This window comes from Streptomyces sp. NPDC058240, assembly GCF_042882135.1.
Taxonomy (GTDB): Bacteria; Actinomycetota; Actinomycetes; order Streptomycetales; family Streptomycetaceae; genus Streptomyces.
The window spans coordinates 1-14325 of the sequence record NZ_JBHVWT010000016.1 but is presented as its reverse complement, the minus strand read 5'-3'; the positions used below and the strand labels follow the sequence as shown (position 1 = coordinate 14325).

Below are 14325 nucleotides of genomic sequence, written 5' to 3'. Positions count from 1 at the left end.
TTCAGCGGAGTGCGGCGGCCAGTTCGCCCCAGAGATGGGCGGTCGTCTCCACGCCCTTGAGCAGAAGGTCGAGCTCAACCTTCTCGTTGGGGGCGTGCCAGCCGTCGGACGGTACGGAGATGCCCAGGAAGAGGACGGGTGCGCCGAGCACGTCCTGGAGGTCGGCGGCGGGTCCCGAGCCCCCTTCGCGGGTGAAGAGGATCTTCTGGCCGAAGGCCCGTCCCATGGCGCGGGCCACGGCCTGCAGGGCGGGGTGGTCCAGCGGGGTCAGACAGGGGCGGGTGGCGGGGGCGAAGGTGATCCGGTGCCCGACACCGGCCGGGACCTGCTCCTCGGCCCAGGCCCGGACCACCTGCTGGATCCGGTCCGGGTCCTGGCCTGCGACCAGCCGGAAGCTGATCTTCACCAGGGCGGAGCAAGGGATGATCGTCTTGCTGCCGGCGCCCTGGTAGCCGCCGCCGATGCCGTTGACCTCGGCGGTGGGGCGGGCCCAGACGCGTTCCAGCGTGGAGTAGCCGGTCTCGCCCGATGCCGCGCGGGACTTGGCGGTGCGCAGCCAGGTGGCCTCGTCGAAGGGCAGCTCGGCGAAGAGCGCGCGTTCGGTGTCGGTGAGTTCGGCCACACCGTCGTAGAAGCCGGGGATCGAGACCCGGCCGTCCGCGTCGTGCAGCGCGGCGACGAGCCGGGCGACGGCGGTCGCCGGGTTGGGGACCGCGCCGCCGAACGAACCGGAGTGGATGTCCTGCTCGGGGCCGTACAGCTCGATCTCGCACTCGGCCAGGCCGCGCATGCCGGTGCAGACCGTGGGGATCGACTCGTCCCACATGCCGGTGTCGGAAACGATCACGGCGTCGGCGGTGAGCCGGCCGGCCCGCTCCTCGACCAGGGCGCGGAAGTTCGGCGAGCCGGACTCCTCCTCACCCTCGATCAGGAGCTTGAGGTTGACGGCGGGGGCGGTGCGGCCGGTGGTGGCGAGGTGGGCGCGGACGCCGAGTGTGTGGAAGAACACCTGCCCCTTGTCGTCGGCGGCGCCCCGCCCGTACATCCGGCCGTCGCGGATCACCGGCTCGAACGGGTCGGTGTCCCAGCCGTCCTCGCGGGCGGCGGGCTGCACGTCGTGGTGCCCGTAGACGAGGACGGTCGGGGCGTCCGGGTCGTCGGACGGCCAGTGGGCGAAGACCGCGGGGGCGCCGGGCGTCTCCCAGATCTCGGTGACCGGGAAGCCGGTCTCCCCGAGTTTGGCGGACAGCCACTCGGCGCTGCGCCGTACGTCCCCGTCGTGCTCCGGCTGGGCGGATACGGACGGGATGCGCAGCCAGGCGGCGAGGTCGTCCAGGAAGGCTGTGCGGTGCTGCTCGGTGTACGTACGGACGGCGCTGTCCGGGGTGTCGCTCATGGCCTTGAGCCTAGTGCCTCGCCCCATGGGGTCCGCCCGCCCGCGGTGGCCGGGGGGCGGCCGTGATCCGCCGGACAAGGCCCTACCCCGTGGGCGGTGGCTCGTCCAGCAGGATCCGTTCCAGTTCCGCCCGGCCCGGGAGGCGGGCGGGGTGGACGGTCTCTCCGCTGCGCACGTACAGGAACGTGGCGGTGACGTCGGTGAGCGGCAGATCGTGCAGTTCCGCCCAGGCCAGACGGTAGACCGCGAGCTGGAGGGGGTCGGCGGTGTTGGTGCGGGTGGTCTTCCAGTCGACGATCTCGTACGTGTCCCCGGTGCGGTACACCGCGTCGATGCGGCCCCGGATCACCCGGCCGGCCAGGATGATCTGGAACGGCGTCTCGACGCGGTACGGGGTGCGGCGGGCGTACGGGGTGCGCTCGAAGGCCTCCTTGAGCGCGGCGAGGTCGCGCTCGTCGGCGATCTCGGCGTCGTTCTCGTCACCGCCGGGCAGCTCGTCGGGCCCGAGCATCGGCAGCGGCAGCTCCTCGAATCGGGACTCCACCCAGGCGTGGAAGCGGGTGCCCCGGCGGGCCGCCGGCTGCGGCGGCCGCGGCATGGGCCGGGCCAGTTCCTGGGCGAAGCCGTCGGGGTCGTCGGCGAGGCGCAGCAGCTGGGTGGCGGAGAGCGACGCGGGTACGAGGACGTCGCGCACGGTGGCGCGGGCGCGGCGCAGTTCGCCGGTGAGGGCGTCGAGGTCGCGGTCCCAGGAGGCGAGGGTGCGGGCTTCCTCGGGGGTGAGCCGGTGCGCCCCGGCGGGCTCGGGGGTGCGGGCCGCGGGGACGTGCGGCGTGGGGGCGGGGGGTGCGGAGGTGCGGGCGGGAGGGGGCTCCGTCGACAGTGCGTCCCAGTCGTCGGCCTCGTCGTCGGCGTACGGGGCCCCGTCCGGGAACGGGGCGTCGTCGAGGTACGCCTCGTCGTCCGGGAACGGGGCGTCGTCGTAAGCGCCGACGCCCGGCTCCGGAGCCTCGTCGGGCAGCGCCTCGTACGCGTCCGGCGCGCCCCCCGTCGTGGCCAGGGCCTCCAGGTGCGCCATCACCGTGTCCGCGGCGGCCCGGCGGCGGGTCAGCGCGGTGTCGTCCAGCGGAAGCGGCCAGGCATGGTCGGCGGCCGTCCCGTCGAGCGCCGGGTTCTCCTCGTCCTCGGCCGGTTCGTCGGCCCAGACCTCGATCTCGCCGTGCCCGGCCGCGCAGTGCTCGTACAGCGCGTGCAGGAAGCCGGACGGGCCGCGCGGTTTCTTCTGGGACGGTCCCCACCAGTGGCCGGAGCCGAGCAGCAGGGTGCGGGGTCTGGTGAAGGTGACGTAACCCAGGCGGAGCTCCTCGGTGTGCTGGTGCTCCTTCATCTCCTCCTTGAACGCCTTGAGCCCCTTGGCGTCCCAGGAGTGGACATCGGGGAGGGTCGCCCGGTCCCCGCGCAGGGCGTGCGGGAGGACCTTGGACTGGGCGGTCCAGGCGTCGCGGGACTGGCCGCTGGGGAATTGGCCGGTGACCAGGCCGGGCACCACGACGACCTCCCACTCCAGGCCCTTGGACTTGTGGGCGGTGAGGACCTTGACGGTGTTCTCGCCGCCGGGCAGGGCGTTGTCCAGGCCCTTCTCGTACTGGGCGGCGGTGCGCAGGAAGCCGAGGAAGGCGAGGAGGGTGGCATCGCCGTCGACGGCGGCGAAGCGGGCCGCGACGTCGAGGAAGTTGGCGAGGGTCTCGCGGCGGCGGGCGGCCAGGGCCTGCGGCGACGCGGAGAGCTCGACCTCCAGGCCGGTGGTGGCGAGGACCCGGTGCAGCACGTCCATCAGCGGGTCGGCCAGCGAGCGGCGCAGGTCGCGCAGCTCGGCGGCGAGGCGGGCGAAGCGGATGCGGGCCTCGGTGGAGAACGGAAGTCCGTCGTCCTCCCCGCCGCCCGATTCGAGGAAGGTGTCCAGCGCGTCGGCGAGCGAGATCACCTCGGCCGGGTCGATGCCCTCGACGGCCTCGGCGAGACGGCGGTCGGGGTCGAAGTCGTCGTCGGCGTGGGCCGCGCGGTGGACGAGGAGCCGGGCGCGGCGGCCGAGCAGGGCCAGGTCGCGGGGGCCGATCCGCCAGCGGGGACCGGTGAGCAGCCGGACCAGGGAGGCGTTGGCGCCCGGGTCCTGGAGGACCTCGCAGACCGCGACGAGGTCGGCGACCTCGGGCAGGTGCAGCAGCCCGGACAGGCCGACGACCTCGACCGGGATGTCGCGGGCCACCAGCGCGGCCTGGATCTCCGGGAAGTCGCCCGCGGTGCGGCACAGGACGGCGATCTCGCCGGGTGCCTTGCCGGTCCTCACCAGATGGGCGATCGAGTCGGCGAGCCAGTCGATCTCCTCGGCGTGGGTACGGAGCAGCGCACAGCGGACGATGCCGTCGCGCTCGGCGCCGGGGGCGGGGCGCAGCGCCTCGACGCCTTCGTGCATGGCGCGCAGCGGTGCGGCGAGGCCGTTGGCGAGGTGCAGGAGCCGGCCGCCGCTGCGGCGGTTCTCGCTGAGGGAGAAGCGGGTGGCGGGGGTGCCGTCGGCGTGCGGGAAGTGGAGCGGGAAGTCGTCGAGGTTGGCGACGGACGCGCCGCGCCAGCCGTAGATCGCCTGACAGGGGTCGCCGACGGCGGTGACGGCGTGCCCGGTCGTGCCCCCGGGGCCGCTGCCGAAGAGGGCGGAGAGCAGCAGGCGCTGGGCGACGGAGGTGTCCTGGTACTCGTCGAGCAGCACGACCCGGAATTCGTCGCGCAGGATCGTGCCGACCTCGGGCCGGGTGAGGGCCAGCTCGGCGGAGAGCGCGATCTGGTCGCCGAAGTCGAGGAGGTCGCGGCTCTTCTTGGCGTCGCGGTAGCGCCGGGTCAGCTGGAGCAGCTCGCGGCGGGCCTCGGCGGTCTCGGGGATCCTGCGCAGCTCGGCGTTGCTGAGCCGGGCCGATGCGAGCGTGCTCAGCAGGCCGGTGTCGTACTCGGCGAGCTGTTCGGGGCGTACGAGGTGTTCGGCGAGCTCGGCGTCGAGGGCCAGCAGATCGCTGACGAGGGTGGGGAACGACCTGGTCAGAGCCGGGTAGGGGCCGGGGGCCTCGCGCAGCACGCGGGCGGCGAGCTGGTAGCGGGTGGCGTCGGCGAGGAGGCGCGTGGTGGGTTCGAGTCCGATGCGCAGCCCGTGCTCGGTGAGGAGCCGGCCGGCGAACGCGTGGTACGTGGAGATACTGGGCTCGCCCGGGGGGTTGTCCGGGTCGATGGCGTCCGGATCGGTGACCCCGGCCGCGATCAGGGCCTTGCGGACGCGCTCGGCGAGCTCACCGGCCGCCTTGTTGGTGAAGGTGAGCCCGAGGACCTGCTCGGGGGCGACCTGGCCGGTGCCCACCAGCCACACCACGCGCGCCGCCATCACCGTGGTCTTCCCGGACCCGGCTCCGGCCACGATCACCTGCGGGGCGGGCGGCGCGGTGATGCAGGCCGTCTGCTCCGGGGTGAACGGGATCCCGAGGAGCTCCTTGAGCTGCTCGGGATCGGTGATACGTGAGGACACCCCACAGAGGCTAACCGGACGCACCGACAACGTGCCGGGCCTGCGGATGTCCGGCGCCCCGCTCACTCCAGGATGTGGCGGCCCTCCGGCTGTGCGCTGCACGAGGCCCGGAAGGCGCAGTGCGTGCAGTGCTGGCCGGTCGTGGGAGTGAAGCGTTCGTCCAGGACCCGGCCTGCGGCGGTGGCCAGCAGATCGGGGACCCATTCACCGGCGAGGGGTTCCTGCGCCTGCACCTTGGGGAGGGCTTCGCCGCCCTCCTTCTTGGCGGCGGGCTGGCGCAGCTGTACGAGTTCGGCGCCGCCGGGCTCGGGTCGGCGGCCGTCGAAGACCTCGTCGACCGCGCCTTCCCGGACGGCCAGCTGGTACACGGCGAGCTGGGGGTGGCGGGCGACCTCGTCCCTGGTCGGGGACTGCTTGCCGGTCTTGAAGTCGACGACGTAGGCCCGGCCCTCGGCATCCTGCTCGACACGGTCCATGGAGCCCCGGATGCGCACCTGGTACTCCCCCGCCTCCAGCGTCACGTCGAAGTCGTGCTCGCTCGCGGTGGGGGTACGGCCGGTGCGGTCCATGACGTGCCAGCGCAGGAAGCGTTCGAGGGCGGCCCGCGCCTGTTCCTTCTCCTGCCGGGACTTCCAGGGGGCATCGAAGACGAGGCCGTCCCAGACCGAGTCCAGCCGCTCCATCAGGACGGCGAGATCGGCGGGGGTACGTCCGGAGGCCACCTCGTCGGCGAGTACGTGGACGACGTTGCCGAAGCCCTGGGCCGCCGTCGCCGGGGCGTCCGCCTTCACCTCGCGGCCGAGGAACCACTGGAGCGCGCAGGTGTTGGCGAGCTGGTCGAGCGCGCTGCCGGAGAGGGCCACGGGCTGGTCCCGGTCGCGGAGCGGGACGGCGGAGCGGGTCGGTTCGTACAGGCCCCACCAGCGGTAGGGATGGGCCGCGGGTACGAGCGGCTGGCCCTCGTCGTCGGTGAGCGCGGCGAGCCGGGCGAGGCGGCGGGCGGCTTCCTCGCGCAGGGCGTCGGAGGCCTCGGGGTCGACGGTGGTGGCGCGGAGTTCGGCGACGAGCGCGGCGACGGCGAGCGGGCGGCGCGGCCGGCCGGTGACATCGCGCGGTTCGACGCCGAGCTCGGTGAGGAAGCGGGACGGCTGGTCGCCGTCGTCGGCGGGTGCCTTCACCGCGGTGACGACGAGCCGTTCGCGGGCGCGGGTCGCTGCGACGTAGAAGAGCCGGCGCTCCTCGGCGAGGAGGGCGCCGGGGGTGAGCGGTTCGGCCAGGCCGTCGCGGCCGATCCGGTCCGCCTCCAGCAGCGAACCGCGGCGGCGCAGATCCGGCCAGAGCCCCTCCTGCACACCCGCGACGACGACGAGGCGCCACTCCAGGCCCTTGGAGCGGTGCGCGGTCATCAGCCGTACGGCGTCGGGGCGCACCGCGCGCCTGGAGAGGGTGTCGGCGGCGATGTCCTGGGCGTCGACCTCCTCCAGGAAGTTGAGCGCGCCGCGCCCGCCGGTGCGTTCCTCGGCGCGGGCCGCGGTGTCGAAGAGCGCGCAGACGGCGTCGAGGTCGCGGTCGGCGTTGCGGCCGCCCGCGCCGCCGCGCAGAGCGGCGCGATCCAGTCGGCCCGGCCACGGGGTGCCTGCCCACAGCGCCCACAGCGCCTCCTCCGCGGTGCCGCCGCCTTCGAGCAGCTCGCGCGCCTTGCGCAGGAGCGCGCCGAGGCGCTGGGCGCCGCGGGCGTACGCCGGATCGTGCGTGACGAGCCGTTCGGGCTCGGCGAGCGCGCGGGCCAGCAGGTCGCCGGAGGGCGCCGGTACGCGGTTCCCGGCGGCCCGCTCCTCGTCGCGCAGGGCCCGGCCGAGGCGGCGCAGGTCGGCCGCGTCCATGGAGCCGAGGGGGGAGGCGAGCAGGGCCAGGGCGGTCTCGGTGTCCAGCCAGGAGGGCACCTCCGCACCGTCGCCCTCCGCCGCCGAAGCACCCTCCGACTCCGCGCCTTCACCCTCCGTCGCCGAAGCACCCTCCGACTCCGAAGCCTCCTCTTCCTCCTCCGCGCCCGGCGCACCCCGGCGCAGAGCCGCCGTGGCGACCGCACGCAGGGCTGTCAGGAGCGGGGCCACCGCCGGTTCGTGACGCAGGGGAAGGTCGTCCCCGTCGACCTCCAGGGGGACGCCCGCCGATGTCAGGGCCCGGCGCAGCGAGGGGATCGTGCGGCCTCCGGCCCGTACGAGCACCGCCATCTCGTTCCACGGGACGCCGTCCTCCAGATGGGCCCGGCGCAGCAGATCGGCGATGTTGTCGAGCTCGGTGGACGCGGTCGGATAGGTGTACGCCTCCACGCTGCCGCCCTCGCGGACCGCGGCGAGCTCCCGGTGGGCGCGGACCTTCGCCGAGGGCAGCCGGGTCAGCGGCATCCGGCGGGTGAGCAGCCGGGTGGCGTCCAGCAGCCGTCCGGCGGAACGCCGCGAGGTGGTGAGCACGCCGACCGGGGCCGGGGCGCCGTCCGCCCGCCGGAACGTGTCCGGGAAGTCGAGGATGCCGTTCACATCGGCGCCCCGGAACGCGTAGATCGACTGGTCCGGGTCGCCGAAGGCGATCAGGTCCCGGCCGCCCCCGGCGCCCGGGGCGCTGCCCCGGTTGCCGGCCAGCGCGTGCAGCAGCCGGACCTGCGCCGGGTCCGTGTCCTGGTACTCGTCCACGAACACCGCGTCGTACTCCCCCGCGAGCAGCGCCGACACCTCGGGGCGCTCCGCGAGCAGCACGGCCCGGTGCACCAGCTCCGCGTAGTCGAGCACCCCCTGCCCGTCCAGCACGTCCAGGTACTCGGCGAGGAACTCGGCGGCGGCGCCCCAGTCGGGCCGCCCGGTGCGGCGGGCGAAGGCGGCCAGCGCGTCCGGCCCCAGGCCCAGCTCACGGCTGCGGGCCAGCACCGCTCGCACCTCGTCGGCGAAGCCACGCGTGGTCAGACAGGCCCGCAGCTCGTCGGGCCAGCGGATGTGCGCGAAGCCGTCCCGCTCCAGTTCGAGCTGGCCGGCGAGCAGCTCGCGGACGGTGACGTCCTGCTCCGGTCCGGAGAGCAGCCGCATCGGTTCGGCGAAGAGGTCGGCGTCCTGGTGGGCGCGGACCAGTGCGTAACAGAAGGAGTGGAACGTGGTCGCCTGCGGTCCGCGGGCGGCGCCGAGGCGGGCGGCCATCCGGTCGCGCAGCTCCACGGCGGCCTTGCGGCTGAAGGTGAGCACCAGGATGCGCGCCGGGTCGCCGCCCCGTGCGATGCGTGCGGCGACCGCCTCGACGAGCGTGGTCGTCTTGCCGGTGCCGGGTCCGGCGAGCACCAGGAGCGGGCCGCCGGGGTGATCAACCACCGCGCGTTGCGCTGCGTCCAGGAGAGGAGGGTCCACGGAGCCCGGCGGGGTGCGCACCAGTCGGTACGCGCCCGCGGACCGCTGCCGTGTTCGACGGTGCGGACTGTGCCGGGTGAAGGAGGAGGAGCTCACGTGGATCGCCGGTCCTGGTGGGTGTACTGAAGATGAGGGTGCGGTGCGCGCCGCGAACTTACGAAGCTACGCCAGCGCGGGCTCGATCCGGGACGAGTGCGCTGCGTGCCTCGTCACGTTCCGGGGCGCGGGCGCCGTTGCGTGCCCGGTCCTGCGGCCGGCCGTGCTTTCCGTCACTCCGCGCGGCCACGGTCCTGTCGCGTCACAGGCCATAGACTCGACCATGGATCACTTTCCGTGCACCCTTGATCACTTCTCGTAAGCCCTGGATCACTTCCCGGAAGTCGGGTACGTCGTACGGCCCCGGTGTCGCCCCCTGTGCCGCCGGATGGCCGAAGCTGTCAGATGTGAGCACCTCCGCCCCTGTCCCGGTCCGCGCCCCCGTCCGCGGTGACGCCGTCCCACCGTGCCCGCTTCATGTCGAGGCGCGGCAGGTGGCCCTCCGCGCCGCGCGACGCCTCACGCAGCGGGGTGCCCTCCGCGCGGTAGTGGTCCAGTGCCCGCAGCTCGTGGCCGGGGAGCAGCGCCCCGTCGGCGCGCACCACGCGCCACCACGGCACCGCGGCCCCGTACAGCGACATGACCCGGCCGACCTGGCGCGGACCGCCCTCGCCCAGCCACTCGGCGACATCGCCGTACGTCATGACGCGGCCGGGCGGGATCAGGTCGGCGACATCGAGCACCCGCTCCGCGTACTCCGGCAGTGCGTGGCTCGCGCGGTCGTCACTCGTCCCGTCGCCGCTCGTGCGGTGTTGGCTCATCCGGCCCATCCTGCCGTACGCCACCGACATCCCGGCCCGGTCAGTGTGCGTCCGGTCACAGGGCCTGCGGGCAGAAGCGAAGGGGCGTATCTTGCGCTTCCCATGTCCGTGCAGTGCACCCTGATGCGCCCCTGCGTCGCCGGGCCGTGCCACCATCGTGCGGGCGGTGACCGGTGATACGAGAACACGAAGACCAATCAGAGGCGACGAAGGAGCAGGGCGTGCAGCCACCGAAGGCGGCGGACGCCCCTGACGCCGAGCCGCAGCCGGACGCGTCCCGCACGCCCGCCGGAAAGCCGGATGCCGAGCCCGGAAAGCCCCGTACCGAGCCCGGAAAGCCGGATGATGCCGAGCCCGGAAAGTCCCGTACCGAGCCCGTGGAACCCGCTGCCGAGCGCGGAGAGCGCCCCGAACATCCGGTCGGCTCGACGCTCTCGACCGCCGCGGAGGAGCAGGCCGAGCGCGTCTCGGGAGACGAACCACTGCTCCCCGCCCGGGTGCACCGCCCCTCCGATCTCATGCGGCTCCTCATCGGGGTCCTGGCGATCGTCGTCCTGTTCTCGATCGCCGCGTTCGCCCACGGCACGACCACCGGCCTCGAACAGGACATCAACAAAGGCACCGGCCAGGCGCCCGACATCCTGATCAAGATGGCGGGTCTGGTCTCCAGCATCGCCGTGCTGCTCGTCCCGGTCGCCTTCGCCATCGAGCGGCTGATCAAACGCGACGGGCTGCGGATCGCCGACGGGGTGCTCGCCGCCGTACTGGCCCACGGCGTCACGCTCGCCGCCGACCTCTGGGTCGCCAAGTCCGCCCCCGGCACCATCCAGGACGCCCTGACCCAGCCGCAGCCCGGTGACGCGCTCACCGATCCCGTGCACGGCTATCTCGCGCCGGTGATCGCCTATATGACGGCGGTCGGCATGGCGAGACGGCCGCGCTGGCGGGTCGTGCTGTGGGTGGTGCTGCTGCTCGACGCGTTCGCCATGCTGGTCGGCGGCTACACGACCCCGTTCTCGATCATTCTCACCGTGCTGATCGGCTGGACCGTCGCGTACGGCACGCTGTACGCGGTCGGCTCGCCGAACGTACGGCCGACCGGTCAGCATCTGATGGCCGGTCTGCGCCACGTCGGCTTCCGCCCGGTCAGCGCGATGCGCGCCGACGACGCCCCCGACTCGGGCGACCAGAGCGACCGGGGGCGCCGCTATCTGGTCTCCCTGGAGGACGGGCCACCGCTCGATGTCACGGTCGTCGACCGCGAGCAGCAGGCCCAGGGCTTCTTCTACCGGGTGTGGCGCAGGCTCACCCTGCGCGGCATCACCCAGCGCCGCTCCATCCAGTCGCTGCGCCAGGCCCTGGAGCAGGAGGCGCTGCTCGCCTACGCGGCGATCGCCGCCGGAGCCAACGCGCCCAAGCTGATCGCCACGTCCGAGCTCGGACCCGACGCCGTGATGCTGGTGTACGAGCACATCGGCGGCCGTTCCCTGGACGCGCTGGAGGACTCGGAGATCACCGACGAGTTGCTGCACGGCGCCTGGCGTCAGGTGAAGGCGCTCCAGTCGCGCCGGATCGCGCACCGCAGGCTCACCGGCGACGCCATCCTGGTCGATCGTTCCGGCAAGGTGTTCGTCACCGATCTGCGCGGCGGCGAGATCGCGGCCGGTGATCTGGTCCTGCGGATGGATGTCGCCCAGCTGCTGACCACGACGGGTCTGCGGGTGGGCGCCGAGCGGGCCGTGGCCGGGGCGCTGGAGGTGCTCGGTCCCGACGCCGTCGCGGACTGCCTGCCGCTGCTCCAGCCCATCGCGCTGAGCCGCTCCACCCGGGCGGCCCTGCGCCGGCTCGCCCGGGAGCGCTCGCAGCGGGAGCGCGAGGCGGTGCTGGAGGCGTCGGACGCGGCCAAGCGGGCCAGGACGCACGAACACGGGACGCAGTCCGAGGCACCGGAGGGGACGGCCGCCACCGGCGCGGTCACCGACCACAGGACAGGCCGCAAGGCAGACCGCAAGGCGCTCCGCAACCAGAAGCAGGCCGAGAAACGCGCCCTGGACGACGCCCTCGACGGGGCCCGCGAGGAGGATCTGCTCTCCCAGATGCGGCAGCAGGTGCTGCTGATCCGGCCGCAGGCACCGGTCGAACCGGTGCGTCTCGAACGCATCAAGGCCCGCACCCTGCTCAGCTGCATCGCCGGTGCGATCGCCGCGTACTTCCTCATCTCGCAGGTCACCCAGGCCGACTTCGGCGCGGTCGTCGAGCAGGCGGAATGGGGCTGGGTGGCGGCCGCGGTCGCCTTCTCCGCCCTCAGCTACGTGGCGGCGGCGATGAGTCTGCTGGGCTTCGTGCCGGAGCGGGTGTCGTTCGGCAAGACGGTGCTGGCGCAGGTCGCCGGGTCCTTCGTGAAGATCGTCGCCCCGGCCGCCGTCGGCGGTGTGGCGCTGAACACCCGCTTCCTGCAGCGGGCCGGGGTACGCCCGGGGCTCGCCGTGGCGAGCGTCGGCGCCTCGCAGCTGTTCGGTCTCGGCTGCCACATCCTGCTGCTGGCGGCCTTCGGCTATCTGACCGGTACGGAGAAGACCCCGTCCTCGCTCACCCCGTCCAGGACGGTCATTGCCGGACTGCTGACGGTCGCCGTGCTGGTGCTGGTGGTGACGGCGGTCCCGTTCCTGCGGAAGTTCGTGGTGACGCGGGTGCGGTCGCTGTTCGCCGGAGTCGTACCGCGCATGCTCGACGTGGTGCAGCGGCCGCAGAAGCTGCTGACCGGCATCGGCGGAATGCTGCTGCTGACCGGTCTGTTCGTGATGTGCCTGGACGCCTCGGTGCGGGCGTTCAGCGGTCCGGACGTACCGCATCTCAGCTATGCCAGCATCGCGGTGGTCTTCCTCGCCGGCAACGCGCTGGGGTCGGCGGCGCCCACCCCGGGCGGGATGGGCGCGGTCGAGGGCGCGCTGACGCTGGGTCTGATCGCGGTCGGCCTGCCGAAGGAGGTCGCGGCACCCGCCGTGCTGCTGTACCGCCTGCTGACGCTGTGGCTGCCGGTGCTTCCCGGCTGGCTCTGTTTCAACCATCTGACCCGCAAGGGCGAGCTCTGACGCCCCCTCAGCCACCGGGCGGGACCCTCAAGGCCAGTCGGGCGACGGCGGGGCCGCCCGCCACCCGCTTGGACCGGTGCCCCGTGCAGCGACCGGCTTCCCGCCGCACCATGGGGCCATGAGGACCTCCCCTGCCCTGCGCGCCGCCGCCCTGGCCGCCGCCGTCACCGTGCTCCTGCCCATCACCGCCTGCTCGGAGAGCGGCAACAAGGACGACCCGGACGGGCCGCAGGGCTCACCGCTCGCGGCGAACGCCGCCGAGGCGAGCGGCTCCGGCGACCTCGCTTCCCAGAAACTGACGTGGCAGCCCTGCCCCGCCCCGTCCCCGGCGCAGGGCAGCGGAAAGGCGCCGTCCCCGCTGCCCGGCGGCACCCCCTGGGAGTGTTCGTTCATGCGGGCGCCGCTCGACTACGCGAAGCCCAAGGGCGAGACGGTCCAGCTGGCGCTGATCCGGGCCAGGGCCAAGAACCAGGACAAGCGGATCGGCTCCCTCATCTTCAACTTCGGCGGCCCCGGCGCCTCCGGTGTCGCCACCCTGCCCGCCTTCGGCACCGACTACGACAAGCTCCGCGCCCGCTACGACCTGGTCAGCTTCGACCCGCGCGGCGTGGGCCGCAGCGACGGTGTGGAGTGCGAGACCGACAAGCAGCTCGACGCCCGCTTCGAGACCGACAGCACCCCGGACACCAGCGCGGAGGTGAACGCCTTCGTCAAGAACACCAAGGCGTTCGCGCAGTCCTGCGAGAAGAACTCCGGCAGGCAGCTCCCGTACGTCGGCACCACCGACGCCGCCCGTGACATGGATCTGATGCGGCAGGTGCTCGGCGACAAGAAGCTGTACTACTTCGGCATCTCGTACGGCACCCAACTGGGCGGCGTCTACGCCCACTTGTTCCCGAAGAACGTCGGCAGGTCGGTACTGGACGCGGTGGTCGACCCGACGCTGGACTCCGAGCAGTCCTCGCTCGGCCAGGCCAAGGGCTTCCAGCTCGCGCTGAACAACTTCACCCAGGACTGCGTCGACCGCGGCGAAGCCTGCAAGCTGCCCGGTTCCACCTCGAAGGAGGTCGAGCAGGGGGTCGCCGGTCTTCTCGCCCAGCTGGAGAAGAAGCCGATCCAGGGGCTCGGTTCGCGTCAACTGACGCAGACCCTGGCGACCACCGGCATCGCTGCCGCCCTCTACTCCAAGCAGACCTGGCCGCTGCTGGAACAGGGACTGGACGAGGCCGACGGCGGCAACGGCGCGCTGCTCCTCGCCCTCGCCGACTCGCTGAACGGCCGTTCCGACAACGGCCAGTACGACAACTCGATGGCCGCCAACACCGCCATCAACTGCGCCGACTCCAAGCAGCGGTTCACCGCGGACCAGACCGAGGTCAAGCTCCCCGAGTTCCGGTCCGCCTCGAAGATCTTCGGCGACTACCTGGGCTGGTCCCTGATGGCCTGCACCGGCTGGCCGGTGCCGGGCGCCTGGACCACCCCGGACGTCAGCGCCCCGGGCGCGGCCCCCATCCTCGTCGTCGGCAACACCGGCGACCCGGCGACGCCGTACGGGGGCGCGAAGGCGATGGCGGACGCGCTGGGCAAGGGCGTCGGCATGGAGATGACGTACAAGGGCCAGGGGCACGGCGCGTACAACAGCGGCAACGCCTGCGTGCAGAAGGCCGTGGGCGGCTACCTGCTGGAGGGCAAGGTTCCGGCGGCCGGAACCGTCTGCAAGTAGCGGCGTGTCCCCGGCGGACCCCCGGGGCCTGGCCGTGCGTGCCAGACGCCGCACGGCAAACGGCAGTTCGACGACAGGGCCTAGTCTTCTGAGTCAGGAATTCTGTTCAGATGTGTAGGCTTGCCTTATGGCACGGACGGGGCGGCCGAAGGCTGAGTTGACGTTGTCGGACGAGGAGCGGGCCGCTCTCGAGGGATGGGTGCGGCGTCGTTCGACACCGCAGGCGTGGGCCCTGCGGTGTCGGATTATCCTGGCCTGCGCCCAGGGTGCCTCGAACAAGGACGTGGCCGCTCAGCTCGGGGC

The 14325-nt window shown here is 73.1% G+C and carries 6 protein-coding genes; 2 read left to right on the top strand and 4 right to left on the bottom strand.

What is annotated here, in order from left to right; translation table 11 throughout:
• Nucleotide 1: 1 nt before the first annotated feature.
• The 4 genes from ACFVX4_RS23820 to ACFVX4_RS23805 form a co-directional block, all read right to left on the bottom strand.
• Nucleotides 2-1396 (bottom strand): dipeptidase, encoded by a 1395-nt coding sequence (locus ACFVX4_RS23820; RefSeq protein WP_389980619.1) that lies wholly within the window; start codon nt 1394-1396, stop codon nt 2-4.
• Nucleotides 1397-1478: 82 nt separating this feature from the next.
• Nucleotides 1479-4958, bottom strand: a complete 3480-nt coding sequence (locus ACFVX4_RS23815) for a UvrD-helicase domain-containing protein (protein ID WP_389980617.1) — start codon at nt 4956-4958, stop codon at nt 1479-1481.
• A 62-nt stretch (nt 4959-5020) separates the two neighbouring features.
• On the bottom strand, nt 5021-8446 hold the full coding sequence (locus ACFVX4_RS23810; protein ID WP_389980615.1) for an ATP-dependent helicase: 3426 nt from the start codon (nt 8444-8446) through the stop codon (nt 5021-5023).
• Between the two features lie 341 nt (nt 8447-8787).
• Nucleotides 8788-9207 carry an MGMT family protein gene (locus ACFVX4_RS23805; RefSeq protein ID WP_389980613.1) on the bottom strand — a complete coding sequence of 140 codons (420 nt, stop codon included), beginning with the start codon at nt 9205-9207 and terminating at the stop codon, nt 8788-8790.
• 221 nt (nt 9208-9428) lie between these two features.
• Here ACFVX4_RS23805 and ACFVX4_RS23800 point away from each other — a divergent pair, with 221 nt between their 5' ends.
• Both ACFVX4_RS23800 and ACFVX4_RS23795 read left to right on the top strand, forming a co-directional pair.
• Nucleotides 9429-12299, top strand: coding sequence for a lysylphosphatidylglycerol synthase domain-containing protein (locus ACFVX4_RS23800; RefSeq protein ID WP_389980611.1), 2871 nt, complete (start codon nt 9429-9431; stop codon nt 12297-12299).
• Nucleotides 12300-12417: 118 nt separating this feature from the next.
• Complete coding sequence (locus tag ACFVX4_RS23795; RefSeq protein ID WP_389980609.1) at nt 12418-14022, top strand: alpha/beta hydrolase; 1605 nt, start codon at nt 12418-12420, stop codon at nt 14020-14022.
• Nucleotides 14023-14325: the final 303 nt, after the last annotated feature.

Bases quoted from the DNA above. Each gene is read 5' to 3' on its own strand.
- ACFVX4_RS23805 (WP_389980613.1), bottom strand. From the start codon at position 9,207: ATGAGCCAACACCGCACGAGCGGCGACGGGACGAGTGACGACCGCGCG.
- ACFVX4_RS23795 (WP_389980609.1), top strand. From the start codon at position 12,418: ATGAGGACCTCCCCTGCCCTGCGCGCCGCCGCCCTGGCCGCCGCCGTC.
- ACFVX4_RS23820 (WP_389980619.1), bottom strand. From the start codon at position 1,396: ATGAGCGACACCCCGGACAGCGCCGTCCGTACGTACACCGAGCAGCAC.